The 19,259-nt window shown below is 58.1% G+C and carries 17 protein-coding genes, 1 other RNA gene and 1 other annotated feature; of the genes, 9 read left to right on the plus strand and 9 right to left on the minus strand.

Annotation, left to right across the window (positions count from 1 at the left end; genetic code table 11):
- Positions 1–145: 145 nt before the first annotated feature.
- Positions 146–1,006, minus strand: a complete 861-nt coding sequence (tesB, locus tag GJV78_RS00385; RefSeq protein ID WP_155106454.1) for an acyl-CoA thioesterase II — start codon at positions 1,004–1,006, stop codon at positions 146–148.
- Between the two features lie 216 nt (positions 1,007–1,222).
- Between tesB and GJV78_RS00390 the strand changes: the two genes are divergently transcribed.
- Entirely contained in the window at positions 1,223–1,792 is a 570-nt protein-coding gene (locus GJV78_RS00390) for a YbaY family lipoprotein (RefSeq protein WP_155106455.1), read from the plus strand.
- A 31-nt stretch (positions 1,793–1,823) separates the two neighbouring features.
- Here the strand turns inward: GJV78_RS00390 and GJV78_RS00395 are convergent, their stop codons facing one another.
- Positions 1,824–2,135, minus strand: a complete 312-nt coding sequence (locus GJV78_RS00395; RefSeq protein WP_155106456.1) for an MGMT family protein — start codon at positions 2,133–2,135, stop codon at positions 1,824–1,826.
- 160 nt (positions 2,136–2,295) lie between these two features.
- On the opposite strand from GJV78_RS00395, the gene ffs reads away from it, so the two are divergent.
- An RNA gene (ffs, locus tag GJV78_RS00400) (signal recognition particle sRNA small type) lies at positions 2,296–2,392 on the plus strand.
- Between the two features lie 189 nt (positions 2,393–2,581).
- On the opposite strand, the gene GJV78_RS00405 is transcribed toward ffs, so the two are convergent.
- From GJV78_RS00405 to acrA, 5 genes are all read right to left on the minus strand, one after another.
- Positions 2,582–3,052 carry a YlaC family protein gene (locus tag GJV78_RS00405; RefSeq protein WP_155106457.1) on the minus strand — a complete coding sequence of 157 codons (471 nt, stop codon included), beginning with the start codon at positions 3,050–3,052 and terminating at the stop codon, positions 2,582–2,584.
- A gap of 520 nt (positions 3,053–3,572) precedes the next feature.
- The gene (locus GJV78_RS00410; protein ID WP_155106458.1) at positions 3,573–3,791 is read right to left on the minus strand and encodes an HHA domain-containing protein; all 219 of its coding nucleotides are present in this window, start codon (positions 3,789–3,791) and stop codon (positions 3,573–3,575) included.
- A gap of 27 nt (positions 3,792–3,818) precedes the next feature.
- Positions 3,819–4,193, minus strand: a complete 375-nt coding sequence (tomB, locus tag GJV78_RS00415; protein WP_155106459.1) for an Hha toxicity modulator TomB — start codon at positions 4,191–4,193, stop codon at positions 3,819–3,821.
- A gap of 1,312 nt (positions 4,194–5,505) precedes the next feature.
- Positions 5,506–8,655: a multidrug efflux RND transporter permease subunit AcrB gene (gene acrB / locus GJV78_RS00420; RefSeq protein ID WP_155106460.1), complete on the minus strand. Its 3,150-nt coding sequence runs from the start codon at positions 8,653–8,655 to the stop codon at positions 5,506–5,508.
- Positions 8,656–8,677: 22 nt separating this feature from the next.
- Entirely contained in the window at positions 8,678–9,871 is a 1,194-nt protein-coding gene (acrA, locus tag GJV78_RS00425; protein WP_155106461.1) for a multidrug efflux RND transporter periplasmic adaptor subunit AcrA, read from the minus strand.
- Between the two features lie 141 nt (positions 9,872–10,012).
- Here acrA and acrR point away from each other — a divergent pair, with 141 nt between their 5' ends.
- Together acrR and mscK are read left to right on the plus strand one after the other, a co-directional pair.
- A complete protein-coding gene (gene acrR / locus GJV78_RS00430; RefSeq protein ID WP_155106462.1) occupies positions 10,013–10,654 on the plus strand; it encodes a multidrug efflux transporter transcriptional repressor AcrR in 642 nt (213 codons plus the stop codon).
- Positions 10,655–10,730: 76 nt separating this feature from the next.
- Complete coding sequence (gene mscK, locus GJV78_RS00435; RefSeq protein WP_407929001.1) at positions 10,731–14,138, plus strand: mechanosensitive channel MscK; 3,408 nt, start codon at positions 10,731–10,733, stop codon at positions 14,136–14,138.
- Positions 14,139–14,200: 62 nt separating this feature from the next.
- Here the strand turns inward: mscK and rsmS are convergent, their stop codons facing one another.
- Together rsmS and priC are read right to left on the minus strand one after the other, a co-directional pair.
- The gene (gene rsmS / locus GJV78_RS00440) at positions 14,201–14,380 is read right to left on the minus strand and encodes a pleiotropic regulatory protein RsmS (protein WP_155106463.1); all 180 of its coding nucleotides are present in this window, start codon (positions 14,378–14,380) and stop codon (positions 14,201–14,203) included.
- A 13-nt stretch (positions 14,381–14,393) separates the two neighbouring features.
- A complete protein-coding gene (priC, locus tag GJV78_RS00445; RefSeq protein ID WP_167519289.1) occupies positions 14,394–14,921 on the minus strand; it encodes a primosomal replication protein N'' in 528 nt (175 codons plus the stop codon).
- Between the two features lie 69 nt (positions 14,922–14,990).
- On the opposite strand from priC, the gene GJV78_RS00450 reads away from it, so the two are divergent.
- The 5 genes from GJV78_RS00450 to recR all read left to right on the plus strand — a co-directional run bounded on the left by GJV78_RS00450 (position 14,991) and on the right by recR (position 19,254).
- The gene (locus tag GJV78_RS00450; protein WP_155106464.1) at positions 14,991–15,368 is read left to right on the plus strand and encodes a DUF454 family protein; all 378 of its coding nucleotides are present in this window, start codon (positions 14,991–14,993) and stop codon (positions 15,366–15,368) included.
- A gap of 143 nt (positions 15,369–15,511) precedes the next feature.
- Positions 15,512–16,063 (plus strand): adenine phosphoribosyltransferase, encoded by a 552-nt coding sequence (gene apt, locus GJV78_RS00455; protein WP_155106465.1) that lies wholly within the window; start codon positions 15,512–15,514, stop codon positions 16,061–16,063.
- Between the two features lie 112 nt (positions 16,064–16,175).
- Positions 16,176–18,101 (plus strand): DNA polymerase III subunit gamma/tau, encoded by a 1,926-nt coding sequence (gene dnaX / locus GJV78_RS00460; RefSeq protein WP_155106466.1) that lies wholly within the window; start codon positions 16,176–16,178, stop codon positions 18,099–18,101.
- Positions 17,434–17,498: a sequence feature (DnaX frameshifting element), on the plus strand. It overlaps the preceding gene by 65 nt.
- Positions 18,102–18,154: 53 nt before the next feature.
- Positions 18,155–18,484, plus strand: coding sequence for a YbaB/EbfC family nucleoid-associated protein (locus tag GJV78_RS00465; protein WP_001515903.1), 330 nt, complete (start codon positions 18,155–18,157; stop codon positions 18,482–18,484).
- Positions 18,485–18,648: 164 nt separating this feature from the next.
- Positions 18,649–19,254: a recombination mediator RecR gene (gene recR, locus GJV78_RS00470; protein WP_155106467.1), complete on the plus strand. Its 606-nt coding sequence runs from the start codon at positions 18,649–18,651 to the stop codon at positions 19,252–19,254.
- The last annotated feature ends 5 nt before the right edge of the window (positions 19,255–19,259 follow it).

Raw genomic sequence — 19,259 nt, forward strand, 5'->3', positions numbered from 1 at the left:
TTTTTTAGAACGCGGCCAGCGCAGGTGGGTAGACCTTAAAATTATTAAGCGGAACGTGGAGTGGGCTGCCGGTGGGGCAATAAAGGCGATATCGGGCGGCGGCGGTATTGGTGGCTGTGGCCCGCCGCCGCGGGATGTGTGTCCATCAGCTACGTTGACGCATGACGCCTTCCTGAACCGTCGAGGCCACCAGCACGCCCTCCTGGGTCCAGAATTCGCCGCGCACGAAGCCGCGGGCGCTGGAAGCGGAGGTGCTTTCCACGCTGTAGAGCAGCCAGTCGTTCAGGCTGAACGGGCGATGGAACCAGATGGAGTGATCGATGGTGGCGATCTGAATGCCCGGCTCCAGGAATCCAATGCCGTGCGGCTGCAGGGCGACGGGCAGAAAATTGAGGTCGGAGGCATAGCCCAGCAGATACTGGTGCACGCGGATATCATCCGGCATCTCTCCGTTGGCGCGGATCCACACCTGGCGCGTCGGCCCGGCAACATGGCCTTTCAGCGGGTTATGAAACTCGACCGGGCGCACCTCCAGCGGGCGGTCGCTGAGGAATTTATCCTTCAGGGTCGGTGGCAGCAGATGGGCCAGCGAGCGGGCGATTTCCGTCTCGGAGGGAAGGCCGTCAGGAGCAGGAGCCGCAGGCATCTGCTGCTGATGCTCAAAACCCGCTTCCGGTGCCTGGAAGGAGGCCGTCATGAAAAATATGGGTTTGCCGCTCTGGACGGCAGCAACGCGGCGGGCGCTGAAGCTGTTGCCGTCGCGCAGGATCTCCACGTCATATACGATCGGCTGACGGCTGTCGCCCGGACGTAAAAAATAGCTGTGGAAAGAGTGCACCAGACGCTTTTCCGGCACGGTCTCCTTGGCGGCGTACAGCGCCTGGCCTACCACCTGCCCACCAAACACCTGGGGAAGCCCCAGGTCTTCACTTTGTCCGCGAAAGAGACCTTCCTCAATTTTCTCCAGGTTCAATAATGTCAGCAGGTTATTCAGTGCCTGACTCATGTGAGTTCTCCAGGTAACAAGGGTGCCAAAGCGAACAGGCCCTGAGTATAACGCAATTTCGTGAGGGGGCCGAACGGTACAAAAATCTGAATGGCGGGCTGATTCCAGGCAAAAAAGAGTGATATGTGCCACACTTATTGACGTTATGTTTTTGTTAACCACTCTTCCGGCGGGGGAAAAGTAACCTGCTGGTGCATTGATGATAAGGAGAATTGAATGAAACTCGTGCACATGGTAAGTGGTTTAGCGGTTGCGGTATCTCTGGCGGCCTGCGCGGATAAGAGCGCAGATATCCAGACGCCTGCGCCAAACCCAAATCTGTCTATAAACGCCACGCAGCCCACTATTCAGCAGCCTAACGTATCCGGTACGGTGTGGATCCGTCAGAAGGTGGCCCTGCCGCCTGATGCCGTGCTGACCGTCACCCTTTCCGATGCTTCAATGTCTAACGCGCCGTCTAAGGTGCTGTCGCAGAAAGCGGTACGCACCGAAGGAAAACAGGCACCGTTCAGCTTCGTGCTGCCGTTTAATCCATCGGACGTCAGGCCGGATGCCCGCATTTTGCTGAGCGCAACCATTGCCGTTGACAACAGGCTGGTATTTATCAGCGATACCGTGAAGCCGGCAATCAATAACGGTGGTAAAAAAGTGGATCTGACGCTGGTTCCTGTTCAGCAAACGGCGGTGCCGGTACAGGCGAGCGGCGGCGCGACAACCACCGTGCCCTACACATCCCCGACGCAGGTCAATCCCTCCTCAGCGATCCCGGCACCCACCCGGTATTAAAGGAAGCAATCCTTTCTTGCCGCAAAGAGAGTTAGCCTTCCCAGCGGTAGCGGTGCAGATCGATCTGCCCGCTGCCGGAAACCACCACCCCTTCTGCCAGCAGCGCCTGGCGCTGACGCTGTAAATCCGGACCGCTTAGGGAGATGGAGCCGTAGCGGTTGACCACCCGATGCCAGGGCAGCTTGCTGCCTTCCGGGAGCCGCTTCAGGACGCCGCCGACCTGGCGCGCCGCGCGCGGGGAGCCGGCAAGCCTGGCGATGTCGCCGTAGGTGGTGACGCGACCTTCCGGAATAGCCGCAACAATCTGCCAGACCCGGTGAGGGAACGTATCTTCCGTTTCCATTATGGGTTCCTGTTCTGCTTTGCTGGTAATTAGCCATGATCGCAGATTCAGGGCGGGCTGCGCAAGAAAACAGCATCCGGCGCGGCGCGGGTTGCAATTAGCGGGTACAGCAGTGATAATGCGCCTGCGCGTTGGTTAACAACGCTCTCAATGGGGGCCCTGCTGGTTCTCCCGCAACGCTACTCTGTTTACCAGGTCAGGTCCGGAAGGAAGCAGCCAAGGCAGATGACGTGTGTGCCGGGATGTAGCTGGCAGGGCCCCCACCCATTTGTGCCGCCCGGCCGCGCTGTTCGCCATCTCCCTGTTTTCTTTATAATCTGCGATCCTCCGGCTGCCGTGTGTCAGGCGTATGGACGAGGCTAAACAAATCCGGCACCTGAAGCGAGGCGGAAGAGAGACAAAAAAGCTGGAGGTCGCCATGTGCCGTAGCGGAGGCGCTTTTCCGGTTAACGCTTCGCTTCCGCGCGCGCAAGGGTAAAAATATCGTAGAACGATAGCTCGCCTTTCCGGGCGACCATTTTCTGTAGCTGCGTTTTAAGCTGATTCTCCACCCGGGCAGACTGCATAATGGTGGCGATCAGGGAGTGCGGAACCGGGCGGGTGTTGTACCACTCTCCGTTGTAACAGACCCTGAAGTCGAGCACGTCGATATCCTCGTAGCGGTAGCGCGGGGCAACGTCGAAAAAGAAAAAACCGTTTAACGGGATGAACAGCGCCACGAGCAGCCAGACGGAGTCCGCCAGAGTGTCAGAGTGCAGCATGACCGCCAGGGTGGCAAACCACGCCATATACATGCCGATAAACAGTCCGGGGTGCTTACGGATGAAGCTGAGGCTAAGGCGGGGACGGTTATCGCGCTTTTCGCGTGCGTTAAGATCGTCAATGGTTTCAGTAAGCAGACGCTGTATTTCTTTCATCTTTTGCCTTCGGAATTGCGTGAACCCAGGGAGGACGTGCTATTTCAAGTGCCGTATTGCCTCTTTTAAAATAAAAAATTAACCATAATTTATCAAGAAAATTACATTTGTAGTTGGCGCACCTCTCACGGCGGCTTGTTGACGTGCTGATTTGTAGCCACCGGTAAAGGATAGCCTGTCTTGGCATCAGAGAGAGGGCGCGTTTGCTACTTATGTGCCGTGAGCCGGAAAGATAAAGGCAAATCCGCTGGCTGGCGTGGAAAGGGCGACGCAGGGGACATTCAGACGGCGTAATGGCCCGGCGGTGCCGTTAACGTTTCTGCCCGGGCGCGCCGTGGGTATCAGCAGGGGCATTGCCGGCTGCGCAGCGTAATGGCGGTAACGCCGCATGGGCTTTTACCGGTTGTTTAATCCGCACAGAATGGGGACCGTCGTTGTCCAGGAAACGCCAGAAAGCACGTCAACTGACGTGTTCAATACAACGGACGGTCGCTCTGAAAAGGGGGCTGTCACCTGACAATTAGCGAATAAATTTCCATACGGAGGAGGGGATCTTGTCGTACAGTTTGTTCATGGTCAATTCCGCAAGGCGGTGATCGGCCGCTGAGTAAAATACCGCCAGCTCGTTGTCGGATAATTCATATTTATTCTTTTCGATAACACGCTCCAGCGTGTCAATGGACTGGCAGCGTCGTAAACGCATCAAATAATCAGTTTTAGTTAATGGTTTATCGGACATAAATCTTACCTATAATTGTAGAATTTTTTAGCAGGACTGACTGACAGGATTCGCTTGTGCCGCACTGACAAAGCAGCGAAACAGGCGATTGCCGGATTTTTGCCATTTCTGTAAATCCTGTGTGTTAATACCATAGCTGCTGAACAGCATAAACGTATCATCCAGATATTCGTCAATCTGTTCAATCAGCTTATTATCTTCATTGTACTTAATCTTATAATTAAGTGCGAAGGTTGCAATATGCTCTATCAGTTCGTTAAGTTGAAGATTGATTGCCGAGGTCGGGTCATTTACCCAGCCTTGATTACTTTCTTCAAGATTTGCAAGGCAGTCATGATACAAATTTTCACAGAGAAATCTGAGCTGAGCTATATCATGCCTTTTTGGTGAATATTCATCCATACGCATCCCCTTTTTAGTGGCTTGAACAAACCGAACACCTTTCGGGATGGATACAACGACCTGGCCGGAAACTTGCGCTCTTCTTCTGATGTTTTAACTATAATCTACTCTATTAAAGATTTCATCGTCCTGGAACGAAAAATTACAATTTAATGGTCGATATGCTCTCCGTAGATTTTAGCAGACTCCAGGTGGCGTCTTCTACACTGACTTATACCTGTGAGACGCCAGCCTGCCTCTGCGTTGGCTCCGACATACCTCTGAGCCACAGTCCGGCGCGTTCACTCCGACGGGGTGATACCCTGTCCCTCGCTGAAAGCCGTCTACGGCGGAGAACCTTTGTCATATGTTTGCCGCCTTACCCTTTCGGGCCGGCGCTACGGCTGAGCAAAACGTACTGCGCCCGGTTATATCCGTAAATTATTCAGAGGCAACGTCCTGGCCGTTCTTCCTCTGCGGCCGGTCCGGCGGTATTTACCTGCTTGAGAAACTTATTAAAGAAAGATTAATGTCTTTCATTCATTACTAATGTCACTCTGTCCGGCCACCTTAAATGCAGTGAAGCGGAAGGCGCGCCGCTTATGGCTTTTGTTTTCCGTTATTCTCCGGATGGTCCGTACGCTCTGTATTCAGCGGTTTTTCGCGTTGTTGCAGGCTTGCCGCTCCGTTATCGCAGACATGGTCCGGCGGCCTGCGGTAGTTTAACGCTCTTTCTGGCGGATTTTTCGTTCGCGGGTCTGGTAGTTACCGCGCCTCATCTTTTTCAGGCGGGATAGATCATTCCGGTTATTTAGCTATATAACCTGGGGGAGGGCGTTTTGGGATAATGCTACTGATGCAGCCGCTAGCAGAAATTAAGAAAAAGAAAAGCCAGGAATAGTCCTGATTTTTATTGAAAGAACTGAAAAAAATAAGAATCCACCAATGCTTGTCGGAATAGTCTACGGCTTGCGGGGCGATCTTTGTTATTTGAACGGTGGAAATAATCTTACTGTTAATAAGTGTTTTTATACCCTAAATATTTGAACGCCGCGCCGCGGCGGCCCGTCGGAGTGAGTCTTATGGATGAGACGTGTAACCAGAAGCCAACGCACGTGCAGCCTGAAGTATGACGGGTATATAAAAAAGGCCGCTTGTGCGGCCTTGAGACTGATGACAAACCCCAGGCCGAACTCGTTCGGCCATAATCACCACAAAAATAAACAAGGAAAATCAATTCATTGATTTCCGGCTGCTAACCACAAAGAGGGAAAAACCACGTTTTTCCCTCTTTGTCATCAACCTGAAGGCCGCTTGTGCGGCCTTATATCTATCAGCGTTGTTCAACCGGGTGGCTGTGTTCCAGATCGCTGCTCTTGCGGCTAAAGCGTCGACGAACGACCACGAAGAATACCGGAACAAAGAAGATTGCCAGTACGGTTGCTGTGATCATCCCGCCCATAACGCCGGTGCCGACGGCATTTTGCGCGCCGCTGCCTGCGCCGGAGCTGATTACCAGCGGCATTACCCCAAGGATAAAGGCCAGCGAGGTCATCAGAATGGGGCGCAGACGCATCCGAACCGCCTCCAGCGTCGCTTCCGTCAGCCCTTTACCCTCTTTATCCATCAGATCCTTAGCGAATTCGACGATCAGTATCGCGTTCTTCGCCGACAGGCCGATGGTGGTCAGCAGGCCCACCTGGAAGTAAACGTCGTTTGGCAGCCCGCGGAAGGTTGCCGCCAGCAGCGCGCCGATAATCCCCAGCGGAACCACCAGCATAACGGAGAAGGGAATGGACCAGCTCTCGTACAGCGCCGCCAGACACAGGAAGACGACAATCAGAGAGATAGCGTACAGGGCAGGGGCCTGGTTGCCGGACAGCCGCTCCTGATAAGACATTCCGGTCCAGTCGTAGCCGATGCCGGACGGCAGCTTGCTGGCCAGCTCTTCCATCATCGCCATCGCTTCACCGGTACTTCTGCCCGGCATCGCCTGGCCCTGAATTTCCATAGACGGCAGGCCGTTGTAGCGCTCCAGACGCGGAGAACCATACTCCCAGCGGGTGGTGGAGAAGGCGGAGAACGGCACCATTTGCCCGTTGTTGCCGCGAACGTACCAGTTGCCAATATCCTCCGGCAGCATACGGTATTTGGCTTCGGACATCAGGTACACTTTCTTCACGCGACCGCGGTCAATAAAGTCGTTGACATAGCTCCCGCCCCAGGCCGCGCCGAGCGTCGTATTAATATCGCTGATGGACACGCCAAGCGCCTGCGCTTTCTCCTGGTCGATATCAATCTTGAACTGCGGCGTATCTTCCAGGCCGTTAGGGCGCACCCCGACCAGCAGATCCGAATGCTGCGCAACCATGCCAAAGAGCTGATTTCGCGCCTGGGTGAGCTTTTCATGGCCAAGGTTCGCCTGATCGATCAGCTCAAAGTCAAAGCCGCTCGCCGTACCCAGCTCAACAATCGCCGGCAGGTTAAAGGCGAACACCATGGCGTCTTTGATCTGCGAGAAGGCGCCCATAGCGCGGCCGGTAATGGCCTCGACCTTATTCTCTTTGCCTGGGCGCTCGCCCCAGTCCTTCAGCGACACAAACGCAATGCCGGTGTTCTGACCGCGGCCCGCAAAGCCAAAGCCGTTAACCGCAAACACGGATTTAACGTTGTCTTTTTCCTGGGTCAGGTAGTAGTCCGTCATTTGGTCCAGCACCTTCTGGGTACGCTCCTGCGTTGCGCCAGGGGGCAGCTGGGCCATCGAGAGGAATACGCCCTGGTCTTCCTCCGGCAGGAAGGAGCCTGGCAGCTTCACGAACAGGTAAGCCATGCCGATGACGATAAGCAGATAAAGCAGCAGATAACGACCGGTGCCGCGCAGAATATTGCTGACGCTGTCGGTGTAGTGGTGCGTGCTCTTATCAAACATGCGGTTAAACCAGCCGAAAAAGCCCTTTTTACCTTCGCCGTGATCGCCTTTGGCCACTGGTTTCAGCAGCGTGGCGCACAGCGCCGGGGTCAGAATCAGCGCCACCAGCACGGAGAGCGCCATCGCCGAGACGATAGTAATGGAGAACTGACGGTAAATGGCTCCGGTGGAGCCGCCAAAGAAGGCCATCGGGATAAATACCGCTGACAGCACCAGCGCGATCCCCACCAGCGCCCCCTGGATCTGGCCCATGGACTTGCGCGTCGCTTCTTTCGGCGGCAGCCCCTCGTCGGTCATCACACGTTCGACGTTCTCCACCACTACGATGGCGTCATCCACCAGCAGGCCGATGGCCAGCACCATCCCGAACATGGTCAGTGTGTTTATTGAGTATCCGAAGGCCGCCAGCACCGCAAAGGTGCCTAACAGGACGACCGGTACGGCGATGGTCGGGATCAGCGTCGCCCGAAAGTTCTGCAGGAACAGATACATAACGATAAACACAAGGACGATCGCTTCGACCAGCGTTTTTACCACCTCCTGAATGGAGATTTTTACAAACGGCGTGGTGTCATAGGGATAGACGATCTGCAGGCCTGACGGAAAGAAAGGCTCCATCTTCGCCAGCTCGGCGCGGATAGCCTTCGCGGTATCCAGCGCGTTCGCGCCGGTGGCCAGCTTGATCCCCAGACCCGACGCCGGTTTGCCGTTAAACTTCGCAACCACGTCGTAGCTTTCGCCTCCCAGCTCGATCTTCGACACGTCGCGAAGACGAACCTGGGAGCCATCCTGGTTAACCTTCAGCAATATCTTGCCGAACTCGTCGGTGGAGGTCAGGCGCGTCTGCGCGATGATCGAGGCGTTGAGCTGCTGGCCTTTCACCGGTGGGGTGCCGCCCAGCTGGCCCGCCGCCACCTGGGCGTTCTGTGCTTTAATTGCGGCGATCACGTCAACCGGCGTTAATTTATAGTTATTCAGCGCCGTCGGGTCCATCCAGATGCGCATGGCGTACTGGGAACCGAACAGCTGCACGTCACCTACGCCCGGGGTGCGGCTGATGGCGTCCTTCATATTGGCGGCGACGTAGTCGGAGATATCCTCCTGGGTCATGGTGCCGTCGGTGTTAATGACCCCGACCACCATCAGGAAGCTGCTGGACGACTTGCCTACGCTCACGCCCTGCTGCTGAACCTCCTGCGGCAGCAGCGGCATCGCCAGCTGCAGTTTGTTCTGCACCTGAACCTGGGCGATATCCGCATCGGTGCCGGACTCAAAGGTCAGCGTAATCTGCACGGTCCCGGTCGAGTCGCTGTTGGAGGACATATACATCAGGTTATCGATACCGTTCATATTCTGTTCGATAACCTGGGTAACACTGTCCTGCACGGTCTGGGCATCCGCGCCCGGGTAGGATGCGGAGATCGTTACCGCCGGCGGCGCAATGGTGGGATATTGCGCGATCGGCAGTTTGAGGATCGCAAGCCCCCCCGCCAGCATGATGATGATGGCGAGCACCCAGGCGAAGATCGGGCGATCGATAAAGAAATTAGACATGTCTTAACGGCTCCTGTTCAGGTTAAGACCTGGGTTGCTCAGGCTGTTTACCTTCGGCGGCCTGCTGGTTACTCTCCGCGGACGCTTCCTGCACCTTCACCTGCGCGCCAGGACGCACTTTTTGCAGACCGGTGACGATAACGCGATCGCCGGGCTTCAGCCCGTCGGTAACCAGCCACTTATCGCCGATAGCCTTCGCGGCGACGATTTGGCGGGACTCTACTTTGTTGTCAGCGCCCACGACCAGCGCGGTCGCCTCGCCGCGCGGCGAACGGGTGACGCCCTGCTGTGGCACCAGCAGGGCGTTAGGGTTCATCCCCTCTTCCAGGCGCGCGCGGACGAACATGCCCGGCAGCAGAGTGCGCTGCGGGTTGGGGAAAATCGCGCGCAGGGTGATGGAGCCGGTGGTCTGGTCGACGGTGACGTCAGAGAATTCCAGGGTTCCCGTCTGGGGAAATTGAATGCCGTCGCTGGTGATAAGTTCAACTTTCGCTTTGCCGTTTTCCTGCTTTAGCGTGCCGTTGGCCAGCTCCTGCTTCAGGCGCAGGAAGTCATTGCTCGACTGGGTGACATCCACGTAGATAGGGTCGAGCTGCTGTACGGTGGCCAGCGCGGTAGCCTGGCCGTTTTGCACCAGCGCCCCTTCGGTGACGGACGACTTGCCGATGCGGCCGCTGATAGGTGAGGTGACCTTGGTGTAGGCGAGGTTAATGCGCGCGGTTTCCACCGCGGCTTTGGCGGCGACGACGGCGGCGTTCGCCTGTTGGGCGTCGGCCAGCGCCTGGTCATATTCCTGTTTGCTGATGTAGCGGGTGCCCAGCAGCTTCTGATAACGGCTGACGGTCACCTGGGCGAGGCTTGCCGCCGCCTGGGCTTTAGCCAGATCGCCTTTAGCGCTGGCGTAGCTGGCCTGATAGGTTGCAGGATCAATCTGATAGAGAGACACCCCCGCTTCGACGTCGCTGCCCTCGGTGAAATTACGCTTCAGGATAATGCCGCTGACCTGAGGGCGAACTTCCGCAATGCGAAAAGCGCTGGTGCGGCCCGGAAGCTCAGTTGTTATCTGCAGAGGTTCGGTTTTTAGCGTTACAACCCCAACTTCGGGCATCTGCTGGCCCCCATGCTGGGCCTGTTTGTCGTCACATCCTGTTAGCGCTAAGCTGCCTGAGAGCATCAGAACGATCGCCAGAGGCGTAAACCCTCTGTTTTTGTTCATATGTAAACCTCGAGTGTCCGATTTCAAATTGATCAATGGTCAAAAGTCCACAAACCCATTGCTGCGTTTATATTATCGTCGTGCTATGGTACATACATTCACAAATGTATGTAAATCTGACGCCTGTAAATTCACCGACATATGGCACGAAAAACCAAACAACAAGCGCTTGCAACACGTCAACATATTCTTGATGTGGCTCTGCATTTGTTCTCGCAACAGGGCGTTTCCGCAACCTCGCTCACGGAGATTGCAAAGGCGGCTGGCGTTACCCGCGGCGCAATCTATTGGCATTTCAAAAATAAATCGGATTTATTTACTGAAATATGGGAGCTGTCAGAGTCCAGTATTGGTGAGCTGGAAATTGAGTATCAGGCAAAATTCCCTGACGATCCACTCTCAGTGCTAAGAGAAATCTTAGTTCATCTGCTTGAAGCTACCGTAACCGAAGAACGTCGCCGCCTGCTGATGGAAATTATATTCCACAAATGCGAATTTGTCGGCGAAATGGCCGTCGTGCAGCAGGCGCAGAGCAGGCTCTGTCTGGAGAGCTACGACCGCATTGAGCAGATATTAGCGCACTGCATCCAGGCAAAGATGCTGCCCGCAGATCTGCTCACCCGCCGCGCGGCGGTCATTATGCGCGGCTTTATCTCGGGCATTATGGAAAACTGGCTGTTTGCACCGCAGTCCTTCGACCTGCATAAAGAGGCCCGCAGCTATGTCGCTATTCTGCTGGAAACCTATCAACATTGTCCAACGCTTCGCGCCCCTAAGGTCTGAAACTGTACCCCAGGAATTCTCCGGGACTGTTTCGTTGTCTCTATTTTGTCTGTGGTTGCCGTGATATTCTGGAGGAATGACTAGTTTCGGTCATTTTTCTGGTGTAGAAACCTCCATTATTATGACAACGTCGCCATTTTATCGCCGTTTCCGGCCGTCGCTTTTGATCCTCTTCCTCTTTTTTCTGCTGACGCTGTGCGGCCAGGCGACGGTTTTTGCCCGTATGCAGGGCAGCGGCGATCTGCCGTCGAAGGCGGATGTGCAAAGTCAGCTGGATATCCTGGATAAGCAAAAGGCGCTGGCCGCCAGCGATAAGCCGGTGCGCCAGGATCTGCTTGAAACCCTCGCCACGCTGGAAAACATCGATCGGGTAAAAGAAGAGACCGCCCAGCTGAGGCAAAAGGTGGCCCAGGCTCCCGATAAGATGCGCCAGGCGACGGAGGCGCTGGCCGCCCTCAGCGATGTGGATAATGACGACGAGACGCGAAAAACGCTGCGCCAGCTGTCGCTACGCCAGCTGGAGCTGCGCGTGGCGCAGGTGCTGGACGAACTGCAGAATGCGCAGAACGATCTCGCGACCTACAACAGCCAGCTGGTGTCGCTGCAGACCCAGCCGGAGCGGGTGCAGAATGCGATGTTCGCCGCTTCGCAGCAGATGCAGCAGATCCGTAACCGACTCGACGGTGCCAGCGCGGACGAGAGCGCGTTACGCCCCAGCCAGCAGGTGCTGTTGCAGGCGCAGCAGGCGTTGCTGAACGCGCAGATTGACCAGCAGCGCAAAAGCCTTGAAGGCAATACGGTGCTGCAGGATACCCTGCAAAAGCAGCGTGACTACGTGACTGCTAACAGCAATCGCCTGGAGCATCAGCTGCAGCTTCTGCAGGAGGCGGTAAACAATAAGCGACTGACGCTGACTGAAAAAACGGCGCAGGAGGCAATGACGCCGGATGAAACGGCGCGGATTCAGGAAAACCCGCTGGTAAAGCAGGAGCTTGAGGTTAATCAGCAGCTGAGCCAGCGTCTGATTACGGCCACCGAAAACGGTAATATGCTGATGCAGCAGAACATTAAGATCAAAAACTGGCTCGACCGCGCCCTGCAGTCAGAACGCAATATTAAAGAACAGATCGCCGTGCTGAAAGGCAGCCTGCTGCTGTCGCGTATCCTCTACCAGCAGCAGCAGACCCTGCCTTCGGCGGGCGAACTTGCCGATATGACCAACCGAATTGCCGACCTGCGCCTGGAGCAGTTTGAAATTAATCAGCAGCGCGATGCGCTGTTTCAGAACGACGCCTTCGTCGCCCGGCTGGAAGAGGGGCACGCCGACGAGGTCAACGCTGACGTTCACGACGCGCTGCTGCAGGTGGTGGATATGCGTCGCGAGCTGCTGGATCAACTGAACAAACAGCTGGGCAATCAGCTGATGATGGCGATTAACCTGCAGATCAACCAGCAGCAGCTGGTGAGCGTCTCAAAAAACCTCAAAGAGATCCTGACCCAGCAAATTTTCTGGGTGAACAGCAATCGGCCGATGGACTGGGACTGGATCAAGGCTTTTCCCGACACGCTGAAGGAGCAGTTTGCGGCAATGAACATCACTGTCAACTGGCAAAAGGCCTGGCCGGCACTATTTATTGCTTTTCTGGCGGGCCTGCCGCTGCTGCTTATCGGGGGGCTGATCCACTGGCGGCTGGCGTGGCTAAGGGCGTACCAGCAAAAGCTGGCTGCCGCCGTCGGCTCGCTGCGTAACGACAGCCAGCTCAACACCCCGAAGGCGATTCTGATCGATCTGATCCGCGCGCTGCCGGTGTGCCTGACGATCCTCGCCATCGGCCTGATTCTGCTTACTCTGCAGCTTAATATCAGCGATCTGCTGTGGGCCTTCAGCAAGAAACTGGCGATCTTCTGGCTGGTTTTCGGCCTGTGCTGGAAAGTGCTGGAAAAAGAGGGGGTGGCCATTCGCCACTTTGGTATGCCGGCGCAGCTGACCGGCCACTGGCGTCGGCAGATCGTGCGCATCAGCCTCGCCCTGCTGCCGCTGCACTTCTGGTCGGTGGTCGCCGGGCTCTCCCCGCTGCATCTGATGGATGACGTACTGGGCCAGTCGATGATTTTTCTCAATCTGCTGCTGATCGCCGGTCTGATGTGGCCCATGTGCCGCGACAGCTGGCGCGATAAGGAGTCCCACGGCCTGCGGCTGCTGACGGTGACCGTCCTGTCGATTGTCCCCCTTGCCCTGATGGCCCTCACCGCCACCGGCTACTTCTATACCACGCTGCGGCTGTCGGGGCGCTGGATCGAAACCGTCTATCTGGTCATCGTCTGGAACCTGCTCTACCAGACGGTGCTGCGCGGCCTGAGCGTGGCGGCCCGGCGCATCGCCTGGCGTCGGGCGCTCGCCCGCCGCCAGAACATGGTGAAGGAGGGGGCGGAAGGGGCGGAGCCGCAGGAGGAGCCGGGCATCGCGCTGGAGCAGGTTAACCAGCAGACCCTGCGCATCACGATGCTGCTGATGGTTGCCCTGTTCGGCCTGGTGTTCTGGGCTATCTGGTCCGATCTTATCACCGTGTTCAGCTATCTCGACAGCATTACGCTCTGGCACTATAACGGCAGCGAAGCCGGCTCGCCGGTGGTGAAAAACGTGACCCTCGGCCGCCTGCTGTTTGCCATTATTATCCCCATCGTCAGCTGGGCGCTGATCCGCAATCTGCCGGGGCTGCTGGAGGTGCTGATCCTGTCGCGGCTGAAAATGCGTCAGGGGGCCTCTTACGCGATTACCACCATTCTTAACTACATTATTATCGCCGTGGGGGCGATGGCGGTGTTCGGCGCGCTCGGCGTCTCATGGGATAAGCTGCAGTGGCTGGCGGCGGCGCTGTCGGTCGGTCTTGGGTTCGGCCTGCAGGAGATCTTCGGCAACTTTGTCTCTGGTCTGATCATACTTTTCGAACGCCCGGTGCGCATTGGCGATACGGTCACCATTGGTGCCTTCTCCGGCACGGTCAGCAAGATCCGCATCCGGGCCACCACCATCACCGACTTCGACCGCAAGGAGGTGATCATCCCGAATAAAGCGTTCGTTACCGAGCGTCTGATTAACTGGTCGCTGTCGGACACCACCACCCGGCTGGTGATCCGCCTCGGCGTGGCCTACGGCTCAGATCTGGATAAGGTGAAGCAGGTGCTGCTGCAGGCGGCGATGACCCATCCAAAAGTCATGCATGACCCGCAGCCGGCGGTCTTTTTCACCACCTTCGGGGCCAGCACGCTGGATCACGAGCTGCGCCTGTACGTGCGCGAGCTGCGCGATCGCAGCCATACGGTGGATGAGCTGAACCGGACCATCGATCGCCTGTGCCGGGAAAACGGGATTGATATTGCCTTCAACCAGCTGGAAGTGCATCTGCATAATAAGCAGGGCGATGAGGTAACCGAGGTGAAGCGCGAGATGAAGGGCGACGATCCGGCACCCGCCGCCGATTAAGGCCCCGGCGCGACGGAGCGTAAACCCGCTGGCCCGATCCGGCCCCGCCGGACAGGAAGCGCTTACTTCGTTTCGCGCCCGTAGCCCTGGCGGCCTGCCGACGAAGGCGGCCGGCGTTCATAATCGCGGCGGACGATTTCCAGCGCTTTCAGCACCGTATCGGGTGCCACCTCGTGCTCCTCTAACAGCATAATCAGATCGACGGCCAGCTTGACCTCATCGGGGGCGGTTTCAAGGGACATATCTGCTCCTGGATTAACGGGTTAAGCGCGCCAGCACGCCTTCAATTTTTGCCAGCGCCCGGCGACAGCGCGTCAGCCGGCCCTCCCAGGCCACGACTTCGTTGCGCAGCGCCTGTCGACGGTCGGCGTCTGGCTCCTGGTCGAGGCGGACCTGGCGCTCCTCAAGCATTGCCGTCAGCCGACGCTCATACTCCTGATGCTGCAGGCGACGGCGCTGCCAGCGGGCCAGCCCCGGCGCGGCGCTGTCCCAGACTCTCAGCTGCCAGCTGTCGGCCTCCCGGGCGATAGCCTCCAGCTGAGAGGCGAGCTGCCCGGCCAGCCAGGCAGCCTGCGGCAGCTGCTGGCGCTCCACCGCCAGGCGCAGCGCGGCGAGATGCTCTTCGGCCTCTGCAAGACACGCCTGCAGCCGGGTGCTGCGGGTGCGAAAAAGTTGACGATCGAAGCGGGCGCTCAGGGTCGCGTGCTGCGCTATCGGCGCGCAGCGCCGGCGCAGGTCGGCGAGCCGATCTTCCAGCTTTTGCAGCAGCAGGGCTGTTTTCACTTTGACACTCCAATGAAAATGAGAACCGTTATGCTAAAGTAGCCACTCTGTGTTCTCACTGTATATATTATGCAACGTATTATTTTAATCATCATCGGCTGGCTGGCGATAGCCTTAGGTACGCTGGGCGTGGTTCTGCCCGTACTGCCGACAACGCCGTTTATTCTGCTGGCGGCCTGGTGCTTCGCCCGTTCCTCGCCGCGTTTTCATCGCTGGCTGCTCTATCGTTCGTGGTTCGGCGGCTACCTGCGCCACTGGCAGAAGCACCGCGCGATGCCGCCGGGAGCAAAGCCGCGCGCCATCGCTATCATGCTGGTGACGTTCGCCCTTTCGCTGTGGCTGGTGCAGCTGGCGTGGGTGCGGATTCTGCTGTTGGTTATTCTGGCCTGTCTGCTGCTTTTTTTGTGGCGGATACCGGTGATTGATAAAGCGCAACAAAAGAACTGAAGCCTGCTCATCGCTGTTGCAATTGTGGCCCGCAGCCAGTAAATTCGTCCGTTTTCGGGCGCAGGCGGCGAAAGGCAGAGCTATCAGAGCCTTGACTCCGCACGGGTGCGCCGTGAGCAATAGTTATCAGCAGGCATATATCCATGACCGCGACTGCACAGCAGCTTGAATTTCTTAAAAATAGTATCCGCAGCGTACAGGATTACCCGAAGCCGGGCATTCTTTTCCGCGATGTGACCAGCCTGATGGAAGATCCGCAAGCCTACGCCCTTAGCATTGAGCTGCTGGTCGGGCACTATAAAAATGCCGGGATCGCCAGGGTCGTTGGTACCGAGGCGCGCGGCTTCCTGTTCGGTGCGCCGGTGGCCCTCGGACTGGGCGTAGGGTTCGTTCCGGTGCGTAAGCCGGGAAAACTGCCGCGTGAAACCATTGCCGAGAGCTACGCCCTGGAATATGGCACCGACCGCCTGGAAATGCACGTCGACGCCATCAGGCCCGGCGACAAGGTGCTGGTGGTGGACGATCTGCTGGCAACCGGCGGCACCATTGAAGCCACCGTAAAGCTGATCCGCCGGCTGGGTGGTGAAGTCAGCGATGCCGCATTTATGATTAATCTCTTCGATCTGGGCGGCGAGCAGCGCCTTGCAAAACAGGGTGTTACCTGTTTCAGCCTGGTGGATTTTCCCGGTCATTGATCCAGAGCATCGCCGCCCGGCTTTAAGCCGAAGAGACAGCCTCGCCGTATCAGCGAGGTTGTGTTAGCATTCCCCCCTATGAATCCACCTTCCAGCGTTTCAGAGCCCGTCCATGAGTTATCAAGTCCTGGCCCGAAAGTGGCGACCACAAACCTTTGCTGACGTTGTCGGCCAGGAACATGTGCTGACCGCACTGGCAAACGGCTTGTCGCTAGGGCGAATTCACCACGCTTACCTTTTCTCCGGCACCCGCGGGGTCGGCAAAACCTCCATCGCCCGTCTGCTGGCGAAGGGGCTGAACTGTGAATCCGGCATTACCGCGACGCCGTGTGGCGTATGCGATAACTGCCGGGAGATCGAACAGGGCCGCTTTGTCGATCTGATTGAGATCGACGCCGCCTCGCGTACCAAAGTTGAAGACACCCGCGATCTGCTGGACAACGTCCAGTACGCTCCGGCGCGCGGCCGCTTCAAAGTGTACCTGATCGATGAAGTACACATGCTGTCGCGGCACAGCTTTAACGCGCTGCTTAAAACGCTTGAGGAGCCGCCCGCGCACGTGAAGTTCCTGCTGGCGACCACCGATCCGCAGAAGCTGCCGGTGACGATACTCTCGCGCTGCCTGCAGTTCCATCTTAAGGCGCTGGACGTTGAGCAGATCCGCCATCAGCTTGAACATATTCTCGACGCCGAGCACATCGCTCACGAGCCGCGCGCGCTGCAGCTGCTCTCCCGCGCCGCCGACGGCAGCCTGCGCGATGCGCTGAGCCTGGCCGATCAGGCCATCGCCAGCGGCGACGGCCAGGTCACCACCGGGGCGGTAAGCGCGATGCTCGGCACGCTGGACGACGATCAGGCGCTGTCGCTGGTTGAAGCGGTTGTTGCTGCCGACGGCGAGCGGATGATGTCGCTGGTGAACGAGGCCGCCGCCCGCGGCGTCGAATGGGAGGCGCTGCTGGTTGAAATGCTTGGCCTGCTGCACCGTATCGCCCTGGTTCAGCTGTCGCCGGCGGCACTTGGCAACGATATGGCGATCGTTGAGGTCCGGATGCGCGAGCTGGCCCGCACCGTGCCGCCGACCGACGTGCAGCTCTATTACCAGACGCTATTAATTGGCCGTAAAGAGCTACCTTATGCGCCGGACAGGCGGATGGGGGTCGAAATGACGCTGCTGCGCGCGCTGGCGTTCCACCCGCGTGAGCCGCTGCCGGAGCCGGAAGCGCCGCGTCGGTCGCTGGCCCCGGTCGCTCCCGCGGCGGCGGCGGTGCCGCCTCAGACGCCTGTCGCGCCTCCCCCTCAGCAGGCACCTCAGGTGCCGCTGCCGGACGCCACCAGCCAGGTGCTGGCGGCGCGCAGCCAGCTGCAGCGCGCGCAGGGAGCGAACAAAACAAAAAAGAGTGAACCGGCGGCCGCTTCGCGCGCGCGGCCGGTGAACAACGCTGCTCTGGAGAGGCTGGCCTCGGTGTCGGAGCGCGTGCAGTCGCGCCCCGCCTCGTCGGCGCGGGAGAAGGCCCCGGCGAAGCCGGAGGCCTATCGCTGGAAATCGACCACGCCGGTGGTGCAGAGCAAAGAGGCGGTGGCCACGCCGAAGGCGCTGAAGAAAGCGCTGGAGCACGAAAAAACGCCGGAACTGGCGGCAAAGCTGGCGGCGGAAGCCATTGAGCGCGATCCGTGGGCGGCGCAGGTCAGCCAGCTTTCGCTGCCGAAGCTGGTGGAGCAGGTGGCGCTGAACGCCTGGAAAGAGGAGAACGGCGGCGCGGTCTGTCTGCATCTGCGTTCGAGCCAGCGCCACCTCAACTCCGACGGCGCGCGGCAGCGGCTTGCTGAAGCGCTGAGCGCGTTAGCCGGTTCAGCGGTTGAACTGACCATCGTTGAAGATGATAATCCGGCGGTTATGACGCCGCTGGAGTGGCGTCAGGCCATTTACGAAGAGAAACTCGCGCAGGCGCGCGAAGCGATAATTGCGGATAATAACGTTCAGACCCTGCGTCGTTTCTTTGACGCTGAGCTGGATGAAGAGAGTATTCGCCCCCTTTGATCGTAAGCTCCGCTTACGATCGTTATTTTTAACGTGACTTAAGAGAGAAGCCTATGTTTGGTAAAGGCGGTCTGGGCAACCTGATGAAGCAGGCCCAACAGATGCAGGAAAAAATGCAGCAGATGCAGGAAGAAATCGCCAAACTGGAAGTGACCGGCGAATCCGGCGCGGGTCTGGTGAAGGTGACCATCAACGGGGCGCACAACTGCCGCCGGGTGGAGATCGATCCCTCCCTGCTGGAGGACGACAAAGAGATGCTGGAAGATCTGGTTGCTGCCGCGTTTAACGACGCCGCGCGCCGTATCGAAGAAACCCAGAAAGAGAAGATGGCCTCCGTCTCCTCCGGTATGCAGCTGCCGCCGGGCTTTAAGATGCCGTTCTGATCGTCGTCGACGCTCATCCGTTACGGTTGCCGCGATGATGGCCCGGCGATGGGCCGCGCGGCAAATAATGCTGCCTTGCCTGCGAACGGTTAAACAGGCTACATTTAGCGGCCCGTGCCGCCCGGATTATCGGGCGGCTAAATCTACGACGACGGAATGATTTAATGCAAACCAGCCCGCTGTTAACTCAGCTTATGGAAGCGCTGCGCTGTCTGCCGGGCGTCGGCCCGAAGTCGGCCCAGCGCATGGCGTTTACTTTGCTGCAGCGCGATCGCAGCGGCGGGATGCGCCTGGCGCAGGCGCTGACGCGCGCCATGTCGGAAATTGGCCACTGCGCCGACTGCCGCACCTTCACCGAGCAGGAGGTCTGCAACATCTGCGCGAATCCGCGCCGCCGGGAAAACGGGCAGATCTGCGTGGTGGAGAGCCCGGCGGACATCTACGCCATTGAGCAGACCGGGCAGTTCTCCGGGCGCTACTTCGTGCTGATGGGGCACCTTTCGCCGCTTGACGGCATCGGGCCGGATGATATCGGTCTCGATCGGCTGGAGCAGCGGCTGGGATCCGAGTCGCTGAGCGAGGTTATCCTGGCCACCAACCCGACGGTTGAGGGGGAAGCCACGGCCAATTACATCGCTGAGCTTTGCGGCCAGTACGGCGTCGAGGCCAGCCGGATCGCCCACGGCGTGCCGGTCGGCGGCGAGCTGGAGATGGTTGACGGCACCACGCTGTCGCACTCGCTGGCCGGTCGCCATAAGATTAAATTCTGAACAAA

Source organism: Intestinirhabdus alba, from assembly GCF_009711095.1.
Classification (GTDB): domain Bacteria; phylum Pseudomonadota; class Gammaproteobacteria; order Enterobacterales; family Enterobacteriaceae; genus Intestinirhabdus; species Intestinirhabdus alba.